The organism is Streptomyces sp. NPDC018263, assembly GCF_055562575.1.
On sequence record NZ_JBVHFA010000010.1, the window covers coordinates 155,351 to 173,850 of the forward strand.

General features: G+C 72.3%; 20 protein-coding genes. 12 read left to right on the forward strand and 8 right to left on the reverse strand.

What is annotated here, in order from left to right:
• Positions 1-48: 48 nt before the first annotated feature.
• The 4 genes from ACZ3HQ_RS27765 to ACZ3HQ_RS27780 all read left to right on the forward strand — a co-directional run bounded on the left by ACZ3HQ_RS27765 (position 49) and on the right by ACZ3HQ_RS27780 (position 4,248).
• Complete coding sequence (locus tag ACZ3HQ_RS27765) at positions 49-735, forward strand: response regulator (protein WP_467515022.1); 687 nt, start codon at positions 49-51, stop codon at positions 733-735.
• Positions 736-900: 165 nt separating this feature from the next.
• Entirely contained in the window at positions 901-2,124 is a 1,224-nt protein-coding gene (locus tag ACZ3HQ_RS27770; protein WP_467515122.1) for a PP2C family protein-serine/threonine phosphatase, read from the forward strand.
• A 139-nt stretch (positions 2,125-2,263) separates the two neighbouring features.
• The gene (locus tag ACZ3HQ_RS27775; protein ID WP_467515124.1) at positions 2,264-3,805 is read left to right on the forward strand and encodes a sensor histidine kinase; all 1,542 of its coding nucleotides are present in this window, start codon (positions 2,264-2,266) and stop codon (positions 3,803-3,805) included.
• Positions 3,802-4,248: a response regulator gene (locus ACZ3HQ_RS27780; protein ID WP_467515024.1), complete on the forward strand. Its 447-nt coding sequence runs from the start codon at positions 3,802-3,804 to the stop codon at positions 4,246-4,248. The genes ACZ3HQ_RS27775 and ACZ3HQ_RS27780 overlap by 4 nt, the downstream gene beginning before the upstream one ends.
• A gap of 60 nt (positions 4,249-4,308) precedes the next feature.
• On the opposite strand, the gene ACZ3HQ_RS27785 is transcribed toward ACZ3HQ_RS27780, so the two are convergent.
• Complete coding sequence (locus ACZ3HQ_RS27785) at positions 4,309-5,967, reverse strand: DEAD/DEAH box helicase (RefSeq protein ID WP_467515025.1); 1,659 nt, start codon at positions 5,965-5,967, stop codon at positions 4,309-4,311.
• A gap of 87 nt (positions 5,968-6,054) precedes the next feature.
• Complete coding sequence (locus ACZ3HQ_RS27790; RefSeq protein ID WP_007502648.1) at positions 6,055-6,258, reverse strand: cold-shock protein; 204 nt, start codon at positions 6,256-6,258, stop codon at positions 6,055-6,057.
• 253 nt (positions 6,259-6,511) lie between these two features.
• Here ACZ3HQ_RS27790 and ACZ3HQ_RS27795 point away from each other — a divergent pair, with 253 nt between their 5' ends.
• The 7 genes from ACZ3HQ_RS27795 to ACZ3HQ_RS27825 all read left to right on the forward strand — a co-directional run bounded on the left by ACZ3HQ_RS27795 (position 6,512) and on the right by ACZ3HQ_RS27825 (position 12,715).
• The gene (locus ACZ3HQ_RS27795; protein WP_467515027.1) at positions 6,512-6,784 is read left to right on the forward strand and encodes a DUF1330 domain-containing protein; all 273 of its coding nucleotides are present in this window, start codon (positions 6,512-6,514) and stop codon (positions 6,782-6,784) included.
• A 113-nt stretch (positions 6,785-6,897) separates the two neighbouring features.
• Positions 6,898-7,854: an STM4015 family protein gene (locus ACZ3HQ_RS27800; protein WP_467515029.1), complete on the forward strand. Its 957-nt coding sequence runs from the start codon at positions 6,898-6,900 to the stop codon at positions 7,852-7,854.
• Between the two features lie 10 nt (positions 7,855-7,864).
• Complete coding sequence (locus ACZ3HQ_RS27805) at positions 7,865-9,010, forward strand: STM4014 family protein (protein WP_467515031.1); 1,146 nt, start codon at positions 7,865-7,867, stop codon at positions 9,008-9,010.
• Positions 9,011-9,056: 46 nt separating this feature from the next.
• Positions 9,057-9,869 carry an STM4013/SEN3800 family hydrolase gene (locus ACZ3HQ_RS27810; RefSeq protein ID WP_467515125.1) on the forward strand — a complete coding sequence of 271 codons (813 nt, stop codon included), beginning with the start codon at positions 9,057-9,059 and terminating at the stop codon, positions 9,867-9,869.
• Positions 9,866-11,200, forward strand: a complete 1,335-nt coding sequence (locus ACZ3HQ_RS27815; protein ID WP_467515033.1) for an STM4012 family radical SAM protein — start codon at positions 9,866-9,868, stop codon at positions 11,198-11,200. Before ACZ3HQ_RS27810 ends, ACZ3HQ_RS27815 begins: the two co-directional genes overlap by 4 nt.
• 10 nt (positions 11,201-11,210) lie before the next feature.
• The gene (locus tag ACZ3HQ_RS27820; RefSeq protein ID WP_467515035.1) at positions 11,211-12,059 is read left to right on the forward strand and encodes an STM4011 family radical SAM protein; all 849 of its coding nucleotides are present in this window, start codon (positions 11,211-11,213) and stop codon (positions 12,057-12,059) included.
• 104 nt (positions 12,060-12,163) lie between these two features.
• Entirely contained in the window at positions 12,164-12,715 is a 552-nt protein-coding gene (locus ACZ3HQ_RS27825) for a type 1 glutamine amidotransferase domain-containing protein (RefSeq protein ID WP_467515037.1), read from the forward strand.
• Between the two features lie 29 nt (positions 12,716-12,744).
• On the opposite strand, the gene ACZ3HQ_RS27830 is transcribed toward ACZ3HQ_RS27825, so the two are convergent.
• From ACZ3HQ_RS27830 to ACZ3HQ_RS27840, 3 genes are all read right to left on the reverse strand, one after another.
• On the reverse strand, positions 12,745-14,376 hold the full coding sequence (locus ACZ3HQ_RS27830; RefSeq protein ID WP_467515040.1) for a phytoene desaturase family protein: 1,632 nt from the start codon (positions 14,374-14,376) through the stop codon (positions 12,745-12,747).
• Positions 14,369-14,836, reverse strand: coding sequence for an SRPBCC family protein (locus ACZ3HQ_RS27835; protein WP_467515042.1), 468 nt, complete (start codon positions 14,834-14,836; stop codon positions 14,369-14,371). Before ACZ3HQ_RS27835 ends, ACZ3HQ_RS27830 begins: the two co-directional genes overlap by 8 nt.
• Before the next feature lie 207 nt (positions 14,837-15,043).
• The gene (locus ACZ3HQ_RS27840) at positions 15,044-15,580 is read right to left on the reverse strand and encodes a cysteine hydrolase family protein (protein ID WP_467515045.1); all 537 of its coding nucleotides are present in this window, start codon (positions 15,578-15,580) and stop codon (positions 15,044-15,046) included.
• Between the two features lie 116 nt (positions 15,581-15,696).
• Between ACZ3HQ_RS27840 and ACZ3HQ_RS27845 the strand changes: the two genes are divergently transcribed.
• On the forward strand, positions 15,697-16,116 hold the full coding sequence (locus tag ACZ3HQ_RS27845) for a CBS domain-containing protein (RefSeq protein ID WP_467515047.1): 420 nt from the start codon (positions 15,697-15,699) through the stop codon (positions 16,114-16,116).
• 52 nt (positions 16,117-16,168) lie between these two features.
• On the opposite strand, the gene ACZ3HQ_RS27850 is transcribed toward ACZ3HQ_RS27845, so the two are convergent.
• From ACZ3HQ_RS27850 to ACZ3HQ_RS27860, 3 genes are all read right to left on the reverse strand, one after another.
• Positions 16,169-16,369 (reverse strand): hypothetical protein, encoded by a 201-nt coding sequence (locus ACZ3HQ_RS27850; protein WP_467515049.1) that lies wholly within the window; start codon positions 16,367-16,369, stop codon positions 16,169-16,171.
• A gap of 14 nt (positions 16,370-16,383) precedes the next feature.
• Positions 16,384-16,764 (reverse strand): DUF3040 domain-containing protein, encoded by a 381-nt coding sequence (locus ACZ3HQ_RS27855; RefSeq protein WP_467515051.1) that lies wholly within the window; start codon positions 16,762-16,764, stop codon positions 16,384-16,386.
• Positions 16,765-16,852: 88 nt separating this feature from the next.
• On the reverse strand, positions 16,853-18,331 hold the full coding sequence (locus tag ACZ3HQ_RS27860; RefSeq protein WP_467515053.1) for an aminotransferase class I/II-fold pyridoxal phosphate-dependent enzyme: 1,479 nt from the start codon (positions 18,329-18,331) through the stop codon (positions 16,853-16,855).
• Positions 18,332-18,500 lie beyond the last annotated feature (169 nt).

The window sequence follows — 18,500 nt, forward strand, 5'->3', positions numbered from 1 at the left end:
GTTGCTGGCGTCGGTCCCCCGAGGCGTACGACAGGAGGGCGCGAGTCCATGACACGGGTGCTCGTGGTGGAGGACGACCCGCAGCTCGTACGGGCCCTCGTGATCAACCTCCAGGCCCGCCGGTACGCCGTCGACGCGGCCCCGGACGGCGCCACCGCGCTCCGGCTCACGGCCGACCGCGGGCCGGACGTGGTCGTGCTCGACCTCGGACTGCCCGACATGGACGGCGCCGACGTCATCCGGTCCCTGCGCGGTCGCCGCAGCCGGGTGCCGATCCTCGTCCTCTCCGCCCGCCAGGCGTCCGAGGAGAAGGTCGCCGCGCTGGACGCCGGGGCCGACGACTATGTCACCAAGCCGTTCAGCATGGACGAGCTGCTGGCCCGCCTCCGCGCCGCCGTCCGCCGCACCGAGGCCGACCGGGCGGCCCCGGAGACCACTGTGGTGCGGACGGCGGAATTCACCCTCGATCTCGCCGCCAAGAAGGCGGTGCGCAACGGGCGTGACGTCCGCCTCACCCCGACCGAGTGGCATCTGCTGGAGATTCTTGTCACCAGCCCCGGCCGCCTGGTGAGCCGGAAACACCTGCTGCACGAGGTCTGGGGAGTCTCTCTGAGCGACCGGACGAACTATCTGCGCGTCTACATGGCCCAGCTCCGCCGCAAGCTGGAGGCGGACCCCTCGCACCCGCGCCACCTCATCACCGAGCCGGGCATGGGCTACCGCTTCGAGGGATGAACCCTCACCGGCCGGCACCGGGTCTTCGCGTTCGGGCCCGGATGGGTGAATGATGTCACCCGGACTGGTCACGCCCGGATCTTCGCACTGAGTATGCTCATCCAATGTTGTCGGTCGACAACTTTTGGTGGCGGGCGGCACGAGCGGAGCGGAAAGGGCGTGACCATGGTGACGTCGCGGGCTGATGCCGATGAGCTGATGCCGGTGACCGTGGACGGGATCGACACGGAGTGGGACGAGCGACAGCCGTCGGTCCTCCTGGTCGAGGACGATGCCGGTGACGCGCTGCTGGTCGAGGAACTGGTCGCCGACAGCGCCCTGAAGATGCGGCTGCGCTGGGTGCGTTCGATGTCCGAGGCCGCCGGGGTGCTCGCCACCGAACGTCCGGACTGCGTCCTGCTCGACCTGCACCTGCCGGACGCGAGCGGCCTCGAAGCGGTCTCCCTGATCAAGGCGCACGCCGACCGGGTGGCCATCGTCGTCCTCACCGGCCTCGCCGAGGAGCAGACCGGACTCGCCGCGGTCACCGCCGGCGCCCAGGACTACCTGGTCAAGGGCCGCGTCGAGCCCGAGCTCTTCGGCCGCGCGATCCGCTACGCGATCCAGCGCAAGCAGGCCGAGCAGTCCGCGGTGGCGCTCCAGGCCAGCCTGATGCAGGCCCAGGAGAACGCCCGCCTGGAACGCGGCCTGCTGCCCCGGCCGCTGCTGCGCGCCGAGGGCGTCCAGGTCGTCGCCCGCTACCGCCCCGGCCGCGCCCAGGCCCTGCTGGGCGGCGACTTCTACGACATCGTGCAGAGCGCCGACGGCACCGTGCACGCCGTGGTCGGGGACGTCTCCGGGCACGGCCCGGACGAGGCCGCCCTCGGTGTCGCCCTGCGGATAGCCTGGCGCACACTGGTCCTCAGCGGCATCACCGGCGTCGAGCAGGTGGCCCGCCTGGAGGAGATCCTGGTCGCCGAGCGCGCCCGGGACGAGGTCTTCGCCACCCTGGTCAGCCTCTCCGCCGTACCCGGCGAGCAGCGGGCCACCATGGTGCGGGCCGGTCATCACGGCCTTCTCCGGCGCGGTGCCCACGACGTGGACTGGGTCGAGGTGCCGGGCGGGCCCGCGCTGGGCCTCGTCCCCGGCGGCGCCCGCTGGCCCACCGCGGAACTGCCGGTGCCGCCGGGAGCCTCCGTCGTCCTGTTCACCGACGGGCTCTTCGAGGGGCACGTCAGCCGGGGACCGCAGCGCCTCGGCGAGGAGGGGCTGCTCGAACTCGCCCGCGAGGCGGCCGGACTCGCGCCCGACGAGTTCGTGGACCGGCTCATCGGCGAGGCCGAGGGACTGGCCGAGGAACAGGGCGGGCTCGCGGACGACGTCGCCGTCGTCCATGTGAGCTGGAACTGAGAAACGTGAGACGAGAGAAACGAGTGGGACGCGTGAGTGACGAGTCGGTACGGAGCACACGGTGAAGAACCTCGCGCGCAAGCCGTGGACCGGGCGCCGCCTGACCGTGCAGGGCTGGTTCTACCTCGTGCTGTCGCTCATGGCCCTCCTGGTGCTGCTCGGCACCGTGGTCGGCGCCAACCTGCTCAACCGCACGGCCGACGCGACCGACGAGCTGCTGCTGCGCGTCCAGCCCGCGCAGACGGAGGCGTACCGGCTCCAGGCCGCCCTGGTCAACCAGGAGACCGGCGTCAGGGGCTACGCCATCAGCGCCGACAAGCGCTTCCTCACGCCGTACACCGAGGGCAAGACGAACGAGGCGCAGTCCGCCGACCGGCTGCGCCGCCTGGTCGGTGACCGCCCCGAGCTGCGCGCCGACCTGGACACCGTCGAGCGCCAGGCGGCCGAGTGGCGCCTCACCTACGCCGAGCCGCTCGTCGGCTCCGTCACCCCCGGCGCCCCCAAGACCGTCGACCGGCGCAAGGTGGAACGCGGCAAGGCGGAATTCGACAAGCTCCGGACGAGCTGGGCCGACCAGAACGCCCGCCTGGCTCAGGTGGTCACAGACGGCCGCGCCCACATCGACCACGAGCGCACCCTGCGCAACTCGGTGCTCGTCGCCATGGTCGCCGCGTTCCTGCTGACCGGCCTGGTCCTCGCCGTCTTCGTACGGCTGCTCGTCACCCGGCCCCTGGAGCGGCTGCGGACAGCCTCCCGCCGGGTCGCGGGCGGCGACTTCGGCCACGTCATCACCGGCGCCGGGCCGGCCGACCTGACCGCCGTAGCCGTCGACGTGGAGGGCATGCGCAAGCGGATCGTGGCCGAGCTGGACGCCTCCCACACCCAGCAGCGCATCCTCACCACCCAGGCCGCCGACCTGGACGCCCAGGCGGTCGAGCTGCGCCGCTCCAACGTGGAACTGGAGCAGTTCGCCTACGTCGCCTCGCACGACCTCCAGGAACCGCTGCGCAAGGTCGCCTCCTTCTGCCAGCTCCTGGAGAAGCGGTACTACGACAAGCTGGACGACCGCGGCCGGCAGTACATCGACTTCGCGGTGGACGGCGCCAAGCGCATGCAGGTGCTCATCAACGACCTGCTCACCTTCTCCCGCGTCGGCCGCCTCACCGACGACCGCGTGCCCGTCGGCCTGGACAAGTCGCTGGAGAAGGCGATGATGAACCTCGCCGCCGCCGTGGAGGAGTCCGGCGCCCGTGTCGAGCGGCCGCGGGAGATGCCCGAGGTGGTGGGCGACCCGACCCTGTTCACCATGCTCTGGCAGAACCTGATCGGCAACGCCCTGAAGTTCCGCCACCCCGACCGCGCCCCGCACGTCACCGTCACCTGCGAGCCCGACCCGGACGAACCCGGCAGCGTCCAGCTCAGCGTCACGGACAACGGTATCGGCATCCCCGGCGAGTTCGCCGACAAGGTCTTCGTCATCTTCCAGCGACTGCACAGCCGGGACGCCTACGGTGGCACCGGCATCGGTCTGGCACTCTGCAAGAAGATCGTGGAACATCACGGCGGCCGGATCTGGCTGGACACCGAGCACACCGACGGCACTCGTTTCCGCTTCACCCTGCCCGTGGCGGCCACCCCCGTCGAACCTGGCATCAACTCGGAGGAGAAGGCCCTCACATGACGACTCCCGACGCCACCCCGATCGACGTCCTCCTGGTGGAGGACGACCCCGGTGACGAGCTGATGACCCGGGAAGCGTTCGAGGACAACAAGATCGGCAACACGCTGCACGTGGTCCGGGACGGCGAGGAGGCGCTCGACTTCCTCTACCGGCGCGGCAGCCACACCGGCGCGCCCCGGCCCGACCTGATCCTGCTCGACCTGAACCTGCCCAAGTACGACGGGCGCCAGGTCCTGGAGCGCATCAAGTCCGACCAGGACCTCGTGGACATCCCGGTGGTCGTCCTCACCACCTCGGCGGCCGAGGAGGACATCCTCCGCAGCTACAAGCTGCACGCCAACGCGTATGTCACCAAGCCGGTCGACCTCGACCAGTTCATCGCCGCCGTCCGCCAGATCGACGACTTCTTCGTCCAGGTGGTCCGCCTGCCCCGGCGGAGGTGAGCCCGGTACGCGAAACACCCCCCGACCGGCCCGGTCGGGGGGTGTTCTGTCTCGCTGTGTTCAGCCGGCGGCCGGGCGGCGTCCACCACGGCGGTCGGCGCCGCCGGTGCCCGCCGCGCGGTCACCCGGCGCCCTGCGGGCGGTACCGCGCGCGGCCGCCTTGCCGGGAGCCCCGCCACCGGCGGTACGGCGCCCGGAGGCGCCCCCGCCCTTGGCGCCCTCGGCGCTCGTACGGCGGCCACCGGACGCACCGGCGCTCGCCGCGCCCGGCTTGGAGCGGCCCTCGGGCTTGCGGCCCTGACCGCCCGTGCCCTCGCCGGCGCCGACCGGACGGCGTCGGCGGCTGGGACGGCCGGCGCCCTCGGCACCGGCACCGGACCTGCGGGCCGGACGCGCCTTCGGGGGCGTGGGCTCCGGGGCCGCGATGACCACGGCCACGCCGGAGGGCTCACGGGCGCCGGTGATGGTGACCAGCTCCGGGGCGCTGGAGGTGACGCGGGCGGTCTTCGGGCGGATGCCTGCGGCCGACATGAGCTGGTTGACCTCCCGCTTCTGCTCGGGCAGCACCAGCGTGACCACGCTGCCGGACCCACCCGCGCGGGCGGTGCGGCCGCCGCGGTGGAGGTAGTCCTTGTGGTCGGTCGGCGGGTCGACGTTCACGACGAGGTCGAGGTCGTCGATGTGTATACCGCGCGCCGCGACGTTCGTCGCCACCAGCGCGGTGATCTCGCCGGTCTTGAACTGCTCCAGGGCGCGGTTGCGCTGCGGCTGGGAGCGGCCGCCGTGCAGCGCGGCGGCGCGGACGCCGACCGACAGCAGCCGCTTGGCGAGCCGGTCGGCGGAGCGCTTGGTGTCCAGGAACAGGATGACCCGGCCGTCACGGGCCGCGATGCGGGTGGTGACGGCCTTCTTGTCGGTCTCGTCCTGGAGGTGGAGCAGGTGGTGCTCCATCGTGGTGACGGCACCGGCGGACGGGTCCACCGAGTGCACCACGGGGTCGGTGAGGAACCGCTGCACCAGCTTGTCGATGTTCCGGTCCAGGGTGGCCGAGAACAGCATCCGCTGGCCGTCGGGGCGCACCTGCTGGATCAGCCGGGTGATCTGCGGCAGGAAGCCCATGTCCGTCATCTGGTCGGCCTCGTCCAGCACCGTGATGCGGACGTCGTGCAGCACGCAGTCGCCGCGCTCCACCAGGTCGTTCAGGCGGCCGGGGCTCGCCACCAGCACCTCGACGCCGCGCCGGAGCGTGGCGGCCTGCTTGGTGATCGACAGACCGCCGACCACGGTGGCCATCCGGAGGTTGACCGCCGTCGCGTAGGGGGTCAGCGCGTCGGTCACCTGCTGGGCCAGCTCGCGGGTGGGCACCAGGATCAGTGAGAGGGGGGCCTTGGGCTCGGCGCGCTGTCCGGCCGTACGGGCGAGGAGGGCGAGGCCGAAGGCGAGGGTCTTGCCGGAGCCGGTGCGGCCGCGGCCCAGGAGGTCCCGGCCTGCCAGCGAGTTGGGCAGCGTGGCGGCCTGGATGGGGAAGGGGGTGGTCACCCCTTGCGCGGTGAGCGTCTTCAGCAGTGCCGCGGGCATGTCGAGGTCGGCGAACTCGGCGACGGCGGGCAGTGCGGGCGTCGTGCTCTCCGGCAGGCGGAATTCCTGGGGAGCCTGGGGAGCAGACGAGGGCCTGGACGGCGACGAGCCGCGGTTCGGCTTCTGATACCTGCGGGTCATGCGGTTACTGCCTTCCTCAACACAGCACAAACCGGGGTCCGCACCATGACGGTGCGGACCCCGGTGAGCGGAATACGCGTCCCGCAATTAGGCGGGAACGATGTTCTCGGCCTGCGGGCCCTTCTGGCCCTGCGTGACGTCGAAGCTGACCCGCTGGCCCTCCTGGAGCTCACGGAAGCCCTGGGTGGCGATGTTCGAGTAGTGGGCGAAGACGTCCGGACCGCCACCGTCCTGCTCGATGAAGCCGAAACCCTTTTCAGAGTTGAACCACTTGACGGTTCCCTGTGCCATGACTTTCTCCTTCTGATGGCAGAGGCCCCATCCGGAAGATGCCGGAAAACAAAATGCGCCCAAAGAGAAAACATTTCCCGTCAGGCGCACATAAAGTTCATGGGTACCACAACTGCAACAAGAGAAAGACTAGCACACGTGTCGCTCGGCGGAGGGTGTGGATCTCACCTCCCGGCGTGTCGGGGTCGATCTTGCGACGGACCATCGACGCCGGTCGGCGGGGGTGGAAGCATCGCCGGGGTACGAAGATCCGATGATCCTCGACCCCTCTCGCCCCCCCGCTCGCCCCCGTGGAGGACCCATAACCGCCCACGCCGTAGCCCATCTCCGCGAGGCCGCGCTGATCATCGGCTTCCCGGGCATCGCCGAGGCGCGGGCCTGGTGGGACTCGCCCGCCTACCAGGAGATCGCCCCGCTGCGCTCCCGGCACATCGCCGGCGACATCATCCTGGTCGACGGGGTCCCCGAGGGGTACGACCCGGGCACCACCGCGAAGGCGCTGCGCGAGGCGCCGGGCGCCGAGTAGCCGGGCGGTCGTGCACAGCCGTGTGACCGGTTGTCAGTGCGAGTTGGTAGAACTTTCCCCGTACGCCGTGGACCGCACACGTTCGCGCCCATCGCACGTCAGGAGCAGCCCGCATGACCATCGGTCACCACCTGGAGGAGCTGTACGGCCTCCCCGCGTTCGCCTTTCCCGGACCCGACGCGAAGGCCGAGCTGCCCGAGCCCGAGGCCGTCGCCTGGCGGATCGCCGGGGACGTGTACGACGCGGACGAGGAGTGGGAGGACGCCTTCGCCCGCTTCCTGGCCACCGTGGACACCACACGGGTGCGGGCGCTGATCGTCGGCGCCTGGACGGAGGCGTACGAGACGGACTCCTCCGCCGTGATGGCGGCACTGCTCGCCGCCCGCGACCGGCTGCCCGCCCTGCGCGCGCTGTTCCTGGGCGACCTCGTCATGGAGGAGGCCGAACTCTCCTGGATTCAGCAGACCGACGTCACCGGACTGCTCACCGGCTTCCCGGAGCTGGCCGAGTTCGGCGTGCGCGGGGGCACCGGCCTGGAGTTCCCGGCCGTGGAGCACGCCGCGCTGCGCAAGCTGGTCGTGGAGACCGGCGGTCTGCCGGTGCAGGTCGTGCGGGGCATAGGCGGCAGCGACCTGCCCGCGCTGGAGCACCTCGAACTGTGGCTCGGCGACTCGACGTACGGCGCCGACACCACCGTGTCCGACCTGGAGCCGATCCTCTCCGGCACCCGGCTGCCCGCCCTGCGCCATCTCGGGCTGCGCAACAGCGAGATACAGGACGAGATCGCGGCCGCCGTCGCCGCCGCGCCCGTGCTGGCCCGGCTGGAGACGCTGGACCTCTCCATGGGCACCCTGGGCGACGAGGGCGCCGCCGCGCTGCTCGCCGGCCGGCCGCTGACCCACCTGACCTTCCTCGACCTGCACCACCACTACATCACCGAGCCCCTCCAGCAGCGCCTCCGCGAGACCCTGGAACCGGCCGGCGTCCGGCTCGACCTGAACGAGGACGACGCGGACTCGTACGAGAACGAGGACGGCACCGTGGAGCGCTTCGTGGCCATCGGCGAGTGAGCGTCCTGCCATGAACCGGTGTTTCGCGGTCGTCGGCAACCCCGGGGGCCGCAGGGTGACCCTGTTCGCGGAGGCCGTCCGGGCCGCCGGGCTGCCCGCGCCCCGCGTGGTGCCCTGGCTGGACGTACTGCGCGCGGGCGGGGCGGAGTTCGGGGACGAGGAGATCGTCCGCGTGGACTCGCCCGGCGAGGACCCCGAGGTCGACCTCCTGCTGCGGGCCGTGCCCGACCCGACGCGCGTGGAGGGCACGGCCCGCTGGTACGAGCGCTTGACTGCGGCCCTGGGCACCCTGCGCGGCGGCATCCGGCTGGACGGCGCCGCCGACGTGGCGGTCATGTTCGACAAACGGCGCTGTCACGCGGTCCTCGCCGAGGCGGGCGTACCGGTCCCCGCGTCGCCCACCTCCGGGGCGGCCGGTGCCCCGGTGCGCGGCTGGGACGACGTGCGGGCGCTGATGCGGGAGCACCGGATGCCCCGGCTGTTCGTCAAGCCCGCGCACGGCTCGTCGGCCTCCGGGGTGCTCGCCGTCGACTCGGCCGGGGGAGGCAGGATCAGGGCCACCACCTCCGTCGAACTCGACCCCGAGGGGCGGCTGTTCAACTCCCTCAAGGTGCGCAGGTACCAGCGGGAGCGGGACATCGCCGCCATCGTGGACGCGCTCGCCCCGGACGGGCTGCACCTGGAGCGCTGGGTGCCCAAGGCGTCCCAGGACGGCCGCGCCGCCGACCTCAGGGTGGTCGTGGTGGACGGCCGCGCCACCCACGCGGTGGTCCGCACCAGCGCCGGACCGCTCACCAACCTCCACCTCGGCGGCCGCCGGGGCGACCTGGCCGGGGCCCGGCACGCCGCCGAGAGCGCGGGACTGCGCTGGCCGGAGGTACTCGGGATCTGCGAGCGGGCCGCGGCCTGCTTCCCGGACACGCTCTGCGTCGGCGTCGACCTGCTGCCCGTCGTCGGCTGGCGGCGCGCCTTCGTCGGCGAGGTCAACGCCTTCGGCGATCTGCTGCCCCGGCTCACCGGACTGCCCGGCAGCGGCGCCGAGGGCCTCGACACCTACGCGACGCAGGTCGCCGCCGCCCTGCGCCGGGCCCCGCTCACCGGGCGGCCCGGCCCGCACCACCCGCACAGAACAGGAACCACCCATGTCAGCGCCTGACCCGGCCACCGCCCGCCTGCCCGAAGTGGCCCCCGGCATACCGGACATGAACCGGATCGTGGGCAGCCACGACATCCTGCTGGTCACCCTCGACACGCTCCGCTACGACGTGGCCGCCGAACTCGCGGCGGCCGGCCGCATCCCGCACCTGGCCCGCCATCTCCCCGGCGGCCGCTGGGAGAAGCGGCACGCGCCCGGCAGCTTCACCTACGCCTCCCATCAGGCCGTCTTCGCGGGCTTCCTGCCCACCCCGGCCGAACCCGGCCGCCATCCGCGCCTGTTCGCCGCCGCCTTCGCGGGCAGCGAGACCACGGCCGACGGCACCTTCGTCTACGACACCCCCGACCTGGTCTCCGGCCTCGCCAAGGCGGGCTACCGCACGGCGTGCGTCGGGGGAGTGGGCTTCTTCAACAAGCAGGGCGCGCTCGGTTCGGTGCTGCCCGGACTCTTCGAGGAGTCGCACTGGGAGCCGGAGTTCGGGGTCGCCTCCCCGACCTCCTTCGAGTCACAGGTGGCCCGCGCCGAGGAGATCGCCGCCCGGACGGCACCGGATCAGCCGCTGTTCCTCTTCGTCAACGTCTCCGCCCTGCACCAGCCCAACTGGTTCCACCTGCCCGGCGCGACCGAGGAGGACGGCGACTCCCGCGCCACCCACGCCGCCGCGCTGGAGTACGTGGACCGGCACATCGGCCGCCTCTTCACCGCCATGAGCAGCCGCCGCCCCTGCCTCGCCGTCGTCTGCTCCGACCACGGCACCGCCTACGGCGACGACGGCTGGACCGGCCACCGCATCGGCCACGAGTCGGTGTGGACCGTTCCCTACGCCCACTTCCTGCTCGACCAGGGGGCCACCCGATGACCACCGCCACCGCCCCGGCCCCGTACCAGAGCTATGTGTACGCCTACCCGCACAAGACCGCGTACCGGAGGCTCACCGACCGGCCGCTGCTGTCGGATCTCTGGGCGGGCGAGCCCAAGGACGCGCTCTCGCTCTATCTGCACATCCCGTTCTGCGAGGTGCGCTGCGGGTTCTGCAACCTGTTCACCCGTATCGGCGCACCGGACGGACTCACCGGCGCCTATCTCGACGCGCTGGAGCGGCAGGCGGGCGCGGTGCGGGAGGCGCTGGGGGAGCGGGAGCCGGTGCGGTTCGCCACCGCCGCCTTCGGGGGCGGCACCCCGACCTTCCTCACCGCCGCCGAGCTGACCCGGCTCTGCGACATCGCCGAGCACCGGATGGGCGCCGACCTGCGCGCCGTCCCGCTCTCCGTGGAGGCGTCCCCGGCGACGGCCACCGCCGACCGGCTCCAAGTCCTCGCCGAGCGCGGCGCCACCCGCCTCAGCCTCGGCGTGCAGAGCTTCGACGACACCGAGGCACGGGCCGCCGTACGCCCGCAGCGCCGGGCCGATGTGGAGGCGGCGCTCGGGCGGGTGCGTCAGGCGGGGATACCCGTGCTCAACATCGACCTGATCTACGGCATCGACGGGCAGACCGAGCGCACCTGGCTGCGCTCGCTGGACGCCGCGCTGGCCTGGCGGCCCGAGGAGCTGTACCTCTACCCGCTCTACATACGCCCGCTGACCGGCCTCGGACGGCGCGGCGACGCGGCCGACCCGGAGTGGGACGAGCGGCGGCTGCGGCTGTACCGCGCCGGACGCGACCATCTCCTCGCGCACGGCTACGAGCAGCGGTCGATGCGGATGTTCCGCCGTGCCGACGCCCCGGCCGAGGGCGCCGACGACTACGCCTGCCAGACCGACGGCATGATCGGGCTGGGCTGCGGGGCCCGCTCGTACACCGCCGGGCTGCACTACTCCTTCGACTACGCCGTCGGCATGCAGCAGGTCCGCGCGATCATCGACGACTACATCAGCCGCCCCGCCGCCGACTTCGCGCACGCCGAGTACGGGCGGCGGATGACCGGGGACGAGCCGCGCCGCCGGCATCTGCTCCAGTCGCTGCTCCAGGCGGACGGGCTGGCGGTGGCCGACTACCGGGCCCGGTTCGGCGGCCGTGCCCCGGCCGAGGACTTCCCGGCCGAGCTGGCACGGTTCGCGGACCTCGGCTGGCTGGAGGACGGCCCGGTGCTGCGGCTGACCCCGGAGGGGCTGGCCCACTCCGACGCGCTGGGCCCCGAGCTGTTCTCCCCGGCCGTGCGGGCCGCGATGGCCGCCTACGAGCGCAAGTGAGCCGCCCGTCATGGACCTGACCCTGCTGTACCGGGGGCCGCTGGCCTCCTGCGACTACGACTGTCCGTACTGCCCGTTCGCCAAGCGCCGGGACAGCCGGGAGCAGTTGCGGGCCGACCGGGCGAGCCTGGAGCGGTTCGCCGACTGGGCCGCCGGGCGCACCGAGGACCGGCTCTCGGTGCTGTTCACACCCTGGGGCGAGGGGCTGGTGCGGTCCTGGTACCGGCGCGCCCTGACCGACCTCTCCCGCCTGCCGCACATCCGCCGCGTCGCCATCCAGACCAACCTGAGCTGCCGCACCGACTGGCTGGCCGACGCCGACCGCGACACCCTGGCGCTCTGGTGCACGTACCACCCCGGCCAGACCCCGTACGAGCGGTTCCTCGGCAAGTGCCGGGAGCTGGACCGGCTCGGGGTGCGGTACAGCGTCGGCATCGTCGGGCTGCCCGGGCACCTTCAGGCGGCCCGGCGGCTGCGGGCCGAGCTGCCGGAGCGGGTGTACCTGTGGGTGAACGCGGCCGAGGGGCACACCTACACCGACGCGGAGGCCGAGGTGTGGACCGGTCTCGACCCGCTCTTCCCGTACAGCAGGCACCCGCACGCCAGCGCCGGGCTGCCCTGCCGTACCGGGGAGTCCGTGATCTCGGTGGACGGCGACGGCACCGTCCGCCGCTGCCACTTCGTCCCGGCCGAACTCGGCAACCTCTACGACGGCTCCTACCGGGCCGCGCTCCGCCCCCGCCCCTGCCCGCTGACGAGCTGCGACTGCCACATCGGCTACGTCCATCTGGAGACGCTGCCCCTGTACGACGTGTTCGCCGGCGGGGTGCTGGAAAGGATTCCGGCCGCCGCCGAATGAACCGGGGCCAAAGGGGCAGCCGGTGCAGGTAAGACCGGTGCCCGAGGCCGCCGCGAGCGGCCCGCGCACCGGGAAGCAGGGGGAGACGGGAGGAGTACGAACTCATGGCTCTCGACGGCAAGAGCGTCCTCGTTCTCACGACGAACTACGGGACGGAGCAAGACGAACTGCAGAAGCCGGTGGCGGCCCTGCGCGACGCGGGTGCCCGCGTCGTGATCGCGGCCCAGAAGCCGGAGGCCATCGCCACCCTCGTCCTCGACAAGGACCCCGGCGACAAGGTCGAGCCCGACACCACCCTCGCGGAGGCGACGTCGGACGGCTACGACGCGGTGGTGGTCCCCGGCGGCACCCTCAACGCCGACCAGTTGCGCATCGACGAGGACGCACAGCGCCTGGTCACCGCGTTCGCGCGGGAGGGCAAGCCGGTGGCGTCGGTCTGCCACGGTCCCTGGCTGCTGGTGAACAGTGAACTCACCGAGGGCCGCGACATGACCTCCTACCAGACGCTGATGGAAGACCTGGTCAACGCGGGCGCCACCTGGACGGACCAGGAGGTCGTGGTCGACACCGAGGGCGCCCACACGCTGATCACCTCCCGCCACCCCGGTGATCTCGACGCCTTCTCCTCCGCGATCATCCGCACCCTGGAGGGCTGAACCGACAGGGGCCCGCCGGAGCGGGGCGGTCAGCGGTTTCCCACCGCTGCCGCCCCGCTCCCGCGCGTCAGGGTCCGCTGCACCAGGGACATCACCTCCGCGAAGGAGCGACGGATGCCCAGGGCGGCCCGCGCCGCGTTGGCACCGGGGGCGCCGTGCACGCCGCCGCCGGGATGCGCGGAGGACGAGGCGAGATACAGGCCCCGCACCGGTGTCTCCGGACGGCCCGTGCCGGGGATCGGCCGGAACACCGCCTGCTGGTGCAGCGCGGTGGTGCCGCCGTTGAGGGCGCCCACGCTGAGGTTGGCGTCCTCGGACTGGAGCGTGGGCGGCGACAGCACGCGCCGGCTCAGAATCCGCGAGCGGAAACCGGGCGCGAACTGCTCCACCCGCTGCTCCATCCGGTCCGCCATGATCTCCCGCTCGGCCGCGTCCCAGGAGCCGGTGAGCCCGGCGTCCCCGGCGTCGCCGCGCACCACGCGGGGCAGATGGGTGTAGGCCCAGGCGGACTCGGTGCCCGCCGGCGACCGGGTGGGGTCGGCGGTGGTCATCTGCCCGACCAGCAGGAACGGCTTGTCGGGGATCTGCCCCATGGCGATCTGGGCGGCGAACCGGGTGAGGTCGTCCACGCTGTCCGCCAGGTGCACAGTGCCCGCGCCGCTCGCCGCCCCGGCCTTCCACGGGATGGTGGAGTCCAGCGCCCAGTCCACCTTGAAGGTGGCGAAATCCCACTGGAAGCGCCGCATGTCGTCGAGGACCTGCGAAGGCAGATGCTCGGCGGCGACCAGATGGCCGTAAAGGGCGGGCGCGGAGACGTCCGCGAGGACGGCGCGCCGGGCCGGGACCGTGTCGCCGCCCGCCGTACGGACCGCTACGGCCCGGCCGCGCTCGACCACGATCTCCGTCACCGGCTCCCCGCAGCGGATGACGCCGCCCCGCCGCTGAAGGCGGCCGACCAGCGCGTCCGTGAGGCCGACCGCGCCGCCCACCGGCACGGGAAAGCCGAACCGCTGGCCGAGCATCGACATGATCCAGCCGAAGCCGCCGCCGATCGCCGACTCCGGGCCCAGGTCCGCGTGCAGGGCGTTGCCCGCGAGCAGCAGCCTGGCTCCCTCACCGTCGAACTCCTCCTCGCCCAGGCGGCGCACCGGCAGCAGCATGGAGCGGGCGAGGCGCAGGGCGCCGCCGCCGCGCAGCTTCAGACCGAGCCCGGCGAGCGCGCGGACCGGCGGCATCGTGGTGAACAGCGCTTGGAGGAGGTCGGGGCCGACCCGGTCCCAGGTGCCGACCTGGGCGCGCCAGGAGCGGCCGTCCCCGGGGCAGAGTTCGTCCAGGCACTCGGCGGTGACGTCCAGGTCCCGGTCGATGAGCGCGCAGCGGCCGTCGGGCAGCGGGTGGGCCAGCACCTGCGGGGCGTGCGTCCAGCGCAGTCCCTCGTCCTCCAGCCGGAGCCCGTCGATCACCGGGGAGGCGGCGGCCAGGGGGTAGAAGGAGCTGAAGACGTCGTTGACGAAGTCGGGGTGGACCCCGCGGTCGCTGTACACGGCGCCGCCGGGCCGGTCCTGGGCCTCCAGCACCTCCACGCGCCAGCCCTGGTCGGCCAGGATGTTGGCCGCTACCAGGCCGTTCGGGCCCGAGCCGATGATCACCGCGTCACTCATGGGTCACCTCCTCGGCGCCCATGGGCCGCGGGCTCTGCCGCTCGACCAGCTTGGCCAGCCGCCCCAGCATGTCCCGGTGCCGGAGCTGGATCACGGCGTCGAGAAGGACGTTGTGCAGCTTGCCACCCAGCCCTCTCAGCGGGTGCTCGTCCACGATGACGAGGGATTCGCCGCCCCAGTCGCGTACGTCGATGGCGATGCGCGCGTCGCCGAAGGGGGCCTTGGCCTCCAGTTCCAGGTACCGCGGCGGCTCGTAGCGGCGCACCACGGTGTAGCCGTCGACGTGCCACGGACCGATCTTGATGTTGTAGGCGAGGGACGAACCCAGCTCGGGCCAGTCGCCCTCGCGGGGTGCGGTCTCGTGGGTGCCCACGACCCAGTCCGCGTAGCAGGAAGGCTGTTCGAGCACCTTCCAGACGGCGGCCGGCGGACGCCGGATGAGCTGGTACCGAATGGCCACGGTTTCCTCCTTCGCACAGCACCCGGCGCGGGCCGAAACCGCCCGCGCACTGCCGCACGAGTAACCCGGAGACCACGGATCACGCGTCCCCGCCCCGAACGGATGACACGAGCCGCCGCGCGGCCTCGGCACCCCGGCACCCCGAGTCGAAGTACGCCTCCAGGGTCCGCGGCAGCACCGGGTACACCAGCAGGTCGCGGGTCGGGCCTAGAAGTCGATCTCCTTGGCCGGTACGAGCCGGGCGCCCATGTTGCGCTCCATCATCTCCAGCGCGGCCGACTCCAGATGGGGGTGGATGGAGGCGACGGCGTCCGGCGGCACGGTGACCTCCAGATGGCGAATGTGGGCGTCCAACGCGGAGTACAGCACGCACTGTTCGGTGACCTGACCGCACAACACCACGTGCCGGACGCCCAGTTGCCACAGCAGATAGGTCATCGGCGTCTCGTAGAAGATGGAGTGGCGGGCCTTCACCACGAACATCGAGTCGTCGTCCGGCCTGAGGGGTTCCACCAGGGCGCTGTGCGGGCCGGCCAGCGCGGCGTCGACCAGTTCCCCGTGGTGGGAGCGCCACTGGCCCAGGTTGTCGTTGGCGTAGATCACCGGTGCGTCCGCCGCGCGGGCGCGGGCGATCAGGTCGGCCACCACGGGCACCACCCGCTCGGCCGAGGGCACCAGCAGCTCGGCGTCCTGGTGCTCGTACGTGTTGATCATGTCGATCACGATCAGTGCGGGGGCGGTCATCTCACTCCTTCCCGCTCGGCTCCGGCCGAGTACCCGCTTTCCCCAAGTGGTGTGAAGCCGTGGCGGGGGGTACCCGGCAGACGCCTTGCACGCAGCGACGAGAAAGGAGGCCGGTGATGGCGCAGCATGTGCGCGACATCATGACCAGTGACCTCGTGACCGTGGAACCCCAGGCTTCGGTGGCGTCCGTGGCCCGGCTGATGCGCGACGAGGACGTGGGCACCGTCCTGGTGACCGAGAACGGCCAGTTGAAGTGCCTGGTGAGCGATCGCGACCTGGTGGTACGCGCCTTCGCCGAGGGCGTGGACCCGGACCGGACCACCGTGATCCAGGCCGCCTCGGACGACCTGGTCACCATCGGGCCGGACGAAAGTGTCGACCACGCCGTGGAGTTGATGCGCGAACACGCGGTCCGCCGGCTCCCCGTCGTGGAGGGCGACGAGGCGGTGGGCATCATCGCGCTCGGCGACCTGGCCATCGAGCGGGACGAGACCTCGGCCCTGGGTGACATCAGCGCGGCCAAGCCGAACGACTGACGGGCACATCCTCCGCCCGGCGACCGCGCGGGCGGCCGCCGGGCGAAGGCCGTCAGTGGGCGGCGGCGCCGAACTCCGCGTGCTGGGTGCGCAGAGCCACCGCCGAGTCCTCGGGCGGCCGGCCGTACCGCAGCCGGCGTGCCTCCTGCCGGGCCTCCCGCATCAGCTCACGGAACTCCTCCTCCGTGAGCCGGCGCCGGGGGCGGGGCAGATCCGTTGCCCCGGGTTCCTCGCTGTTCCGTTTCTCCGGCATCTCCGGGTCCCCCCTCACACCTGCGTCGGATCTATCGGCCACGGCGTCTTCCGGCCGGCCCGTTCGGCCGCCTCCCAGCGACGGCACGCCCGCACCACCAGACCCACGAGCCCGGCCACGGTGAGCAGCCACACGCCCGCGATCGCCCAGGTCAGGTACGACTGCCGCAGGGCGATGTCGAGGCCGAGCAGCGTCAGGGTCACCACCGCGCCGAGGGTCACCCACAGCGCGAGCGCCCGGCGCCGTGCCCGCCGCGCCCAGGTCGCCGGCCGGCTCGAGACGCGCATGGTGCTCAGCCGCCGGGCGAGCCCCTCGTCCTCGCTCAAGCTCTCCTCTATCTCCGCCAGTCTGCGCAATTCCTGCGGGGTAAGGCTCGCTGCGCCCACCGTGAACACTTCCTCTGAGCTGTTGGTACGACTGCGTGCGGGTATCCGTCTGCTTTGTCCTGAAACGTGTTCGTCCTGAAACGTGAAAGGTTCAATCTCAGGTGCCGTGTTCCGCGACCACCCGCACGGTCTTCAGGCCGGGGTCGGCCGCGTCCGGCAGGTTCATGCCCGCCCGGACACCGGTGACGAGATAGCGCAGCACGGGCTCGGTGAGCCGTTCACCCGGCAGCACGGCCGGGATGCCCGGCGGGTACGGGGTGATCATCTCGGCGGCGACGCGCCCCGCCGCCTGCTCCACCGGCACGTCGGTGTGGTCGTCGAAGTAGGCGTCGCGCGGCAGTACGGCCTGGTCCATGCGGAGGTCGTGCGGCGCCGGCACCTCCACACCGGGCGCGTCACGCAGGCCGTCGGCCTGCCGCACCAGGTCCTTCAGTGCCGTCAGCAGCCGGTCGGCGGTCTCGGCGTCGTCGGCGTGGGTGAACTGGGCGCTGATCCGCCGGTGGTCGAAGAGGTGCAGGTCGATGTGGTGGTGCTCGCGCATCCAGTCACCGGCCCGGTAGCCGGTCGTGCCCAGGGCGCCGATGTCCATGACGCAGGGCAGCGGATCGAAGTCGGCGGCGAGGCCGGGACCGCAGAAGTCGTGCGCGTCGTCGACGTGGATGCCGTCGATGGACTCGATCTCCTCCCGGACCCGGCCGGCGAGTTCGAGGGCGCGGCCGATCAGCCGGTCCCCGTGCTGCACCATCTGCCGCCGCCAGGCGTCCATGCCCGCGTACAGCAGCACATTGGGGCTGGTGGTGCCGAGCAGATCGGCGCGGGAGGCCAGCTCGGCCGGGTCGATGAGATCGCCCTGGAGGTGGAAGACCGACCCCTGCTCCAGGCCGCTGCCCATCTTGTGGATGCTGGTGACACAGACGTCCGCCCCGGCGTCCATCGCCCAGCTCGGCAGACCGTCGTGGAACGGCAGATGCGCGCCCCACGCCTCGTCGACGATGAGCGGCCTGCCCCGGCGGTGGCAGACCTCGGCGATGGCGCGCAGGTCCGCCGCCGCGCCGTACGGGGTCGGGCTGGTGACCAGGGCACCGTCGGCCTCGGGATGCTCGGTGAAGGCGCGCTCGTAGGCGGCGGGGGACGGGGGATGGGCCAGGTGCCGTTCCGCGTCCCACTGGGGCTCGACCCAGACCGGGCGCACCCCGGAGAGGATGAGCCCGGCGATCACCGACTTGTGCGCGTCCCGGCCGACGAGCAGCTCGCGGTGCGGCCGGGTCACCGCCAGCATCGCAGCCTTCACCGACAGCGAGCTGCCGCAGGTGGAGAAGAAGGTGTGCTCGGCGTGGACCGCGTCCGCCATCAGCGCCTCGGCCCGTTCGAGGACACGGCCGCCGCTGAGCCTGCTGTCCAGGCCGCCGCTGGCCAGGACGTCCCCGGCGAACACCGCCTCGCCCAGCACGGCCACCGCCCGCGGATCGGCTCCGCGTGCCTGCTTGTGGCCGGGCGGGGTGAAGCCCAGCTCCTTCGCCGCGTGGTAGTCGGTCAGTGCGTCCAGTACGGGTGCTTCCTCGTGGTTGAAGGCCATGTGTCCCGGAGTTCCCGATCGTCTGCCGATCATGCCCGCTCCGGTAGGCACCTCCGGCCCGGCGGCGGGCGGTTCATCTCACCCGGCACATCTCACCCGGCACATCTCACCCGGCACATCTCGTCGGACGTCTCACGCGGTACGTCTCGCGCAGTACGTTTCGAGAGAT

Bases quoted from the DNA above. Each gene is read 5' to 3' on its own strand.
- ACZ3HQ_RS27790 (WP_007502648.1), bottom strand. From the start codon at position 6,258: ATGGCACAGGGAACCGTCAAGTGGTTCAACTCTGAAAAGGGTTTCGGC.
- ACZ3HQ_RS27845 (WP_467515047.1), top strand. From the start codon at position 15,697: ATGGCGCAGCATGTGCGCGACATCATGACCAGTGACCTCGTGACCGTG.
- ACZ3HQ_RS27785 (WP_467515025.1), bottom strand. From the start codon at position 5,967: ATGACCCGCAGGTATCAGAAGCCGAACCGCGGCTCGTCGCCGTCCAGG.
- ACZ3HQ_RS27830 (WP_467515040.1), bottom strand. From the start codon at position 14,376: ATGAGTGACGCGGTGATCATCGGCTCGGGCCCGAACGGCCTGGTAGCG.
- ACZ3HQ_RS27805 (WP_467515031.1), top strand. From the start codon at position 7,865: ATGAACCGGTGTTTCGCGGTCGTCGGCAACCCCGGGGGCCGCAGGGTG.
- ACZ3HQ_RS27820 (WP_467515035.1), top strand. From the start codon at position 11,211: ATGGACCTGACCCTGCTGTACCGGGGGCCGCTGGCCTCCTGCGACTAC.
- ACZ3HQ_RS27840 (WP_467515045.1), bottom strand. From the start codon at position 15,580: ATGACCGCCCCCGCACTGATCGTGATCGACATGATCAACACGTACGAG.
- ACZ3HQ_RS27825 (WP_467515037.1), top strand. From the start codon at position 12,164: ATGGCTCTCGACGGCAAGAGCGTCCTCGTTCTCACGACGAACTACGGG.
- ACZ3HQ_RS27765 (WP_467515022.1), top strand. From the start codon at position 49: ATGACACGGGTGCTCGTGGTGGAGGACGACCCGCAGCTCGTACGGGCC.
- ACZ3HQ_RS27795 (WP_467515027.1), top strand. From the start codon at position 6,512: ATGATCCTCGACCCCTCTCGCCCCCCCGCTCGCCCCCGTGGAGGACCC.
- ACZ3HQ_RS27815 (WP_467515033.1), top strand. From the start codon at position 9,866: ATGACCACCGCCACCGCCCCGGCCCCGTACCAGAGCTATGTGTACGCC.
- ACZ3HQ_RS27860 (WP_467515053.1), bottom strand. From the start codon at position 18,331: ATGGCCTTCAACCACGAGGAAGCACCCGTACTGGACGCACTGACCGAC.
- ACZ3HQ_RS27775 (WP_467515124.1), top strand. From the start codon at position 2,264: ATGGCCCTCCTGGTGCTGCTCGGCACCGTGGTCGGCGCCAACCTGCTC.
- ACZ3HQ_RS27770 (WP_467515122.1), top strand. From the start codon at position 901: ATGGTGACGTCGCGGGCTGATGCCGATGAGCTGATGCCGGTGACCGTG.
- ACZ3HQ_RS27780 (WP_467515024.1), top strand. From the start codon at position 3,802: ATGACGACTCCCGACGCCACCCCGATCGACGTCCTCCTGGTGGAGGAC.
- ACZ3HQ_RS27810 (WP_467515125.1), top strand. From the start codon at position 9,057: ATGAACCGGATCGTGGGCAGCCACGACATCCTGCTGGTCACCCTCGAC.
- ACZ3HQ_RS27800 (WP_467515029.1), top strand. From the start codon at position 6,898: ATGACCATCGGTCACCACCTGGAGGAGCTGTACGGCCTCCCCGCGTTC.
- ACZ3HQ_RS27850 (WP_467515049.1), bottom strand. From the start codon at position 16,369: ATGCCGGAGAAACGGAACAGCGAGGAACCCGGGGCAACGGATCTGCCC.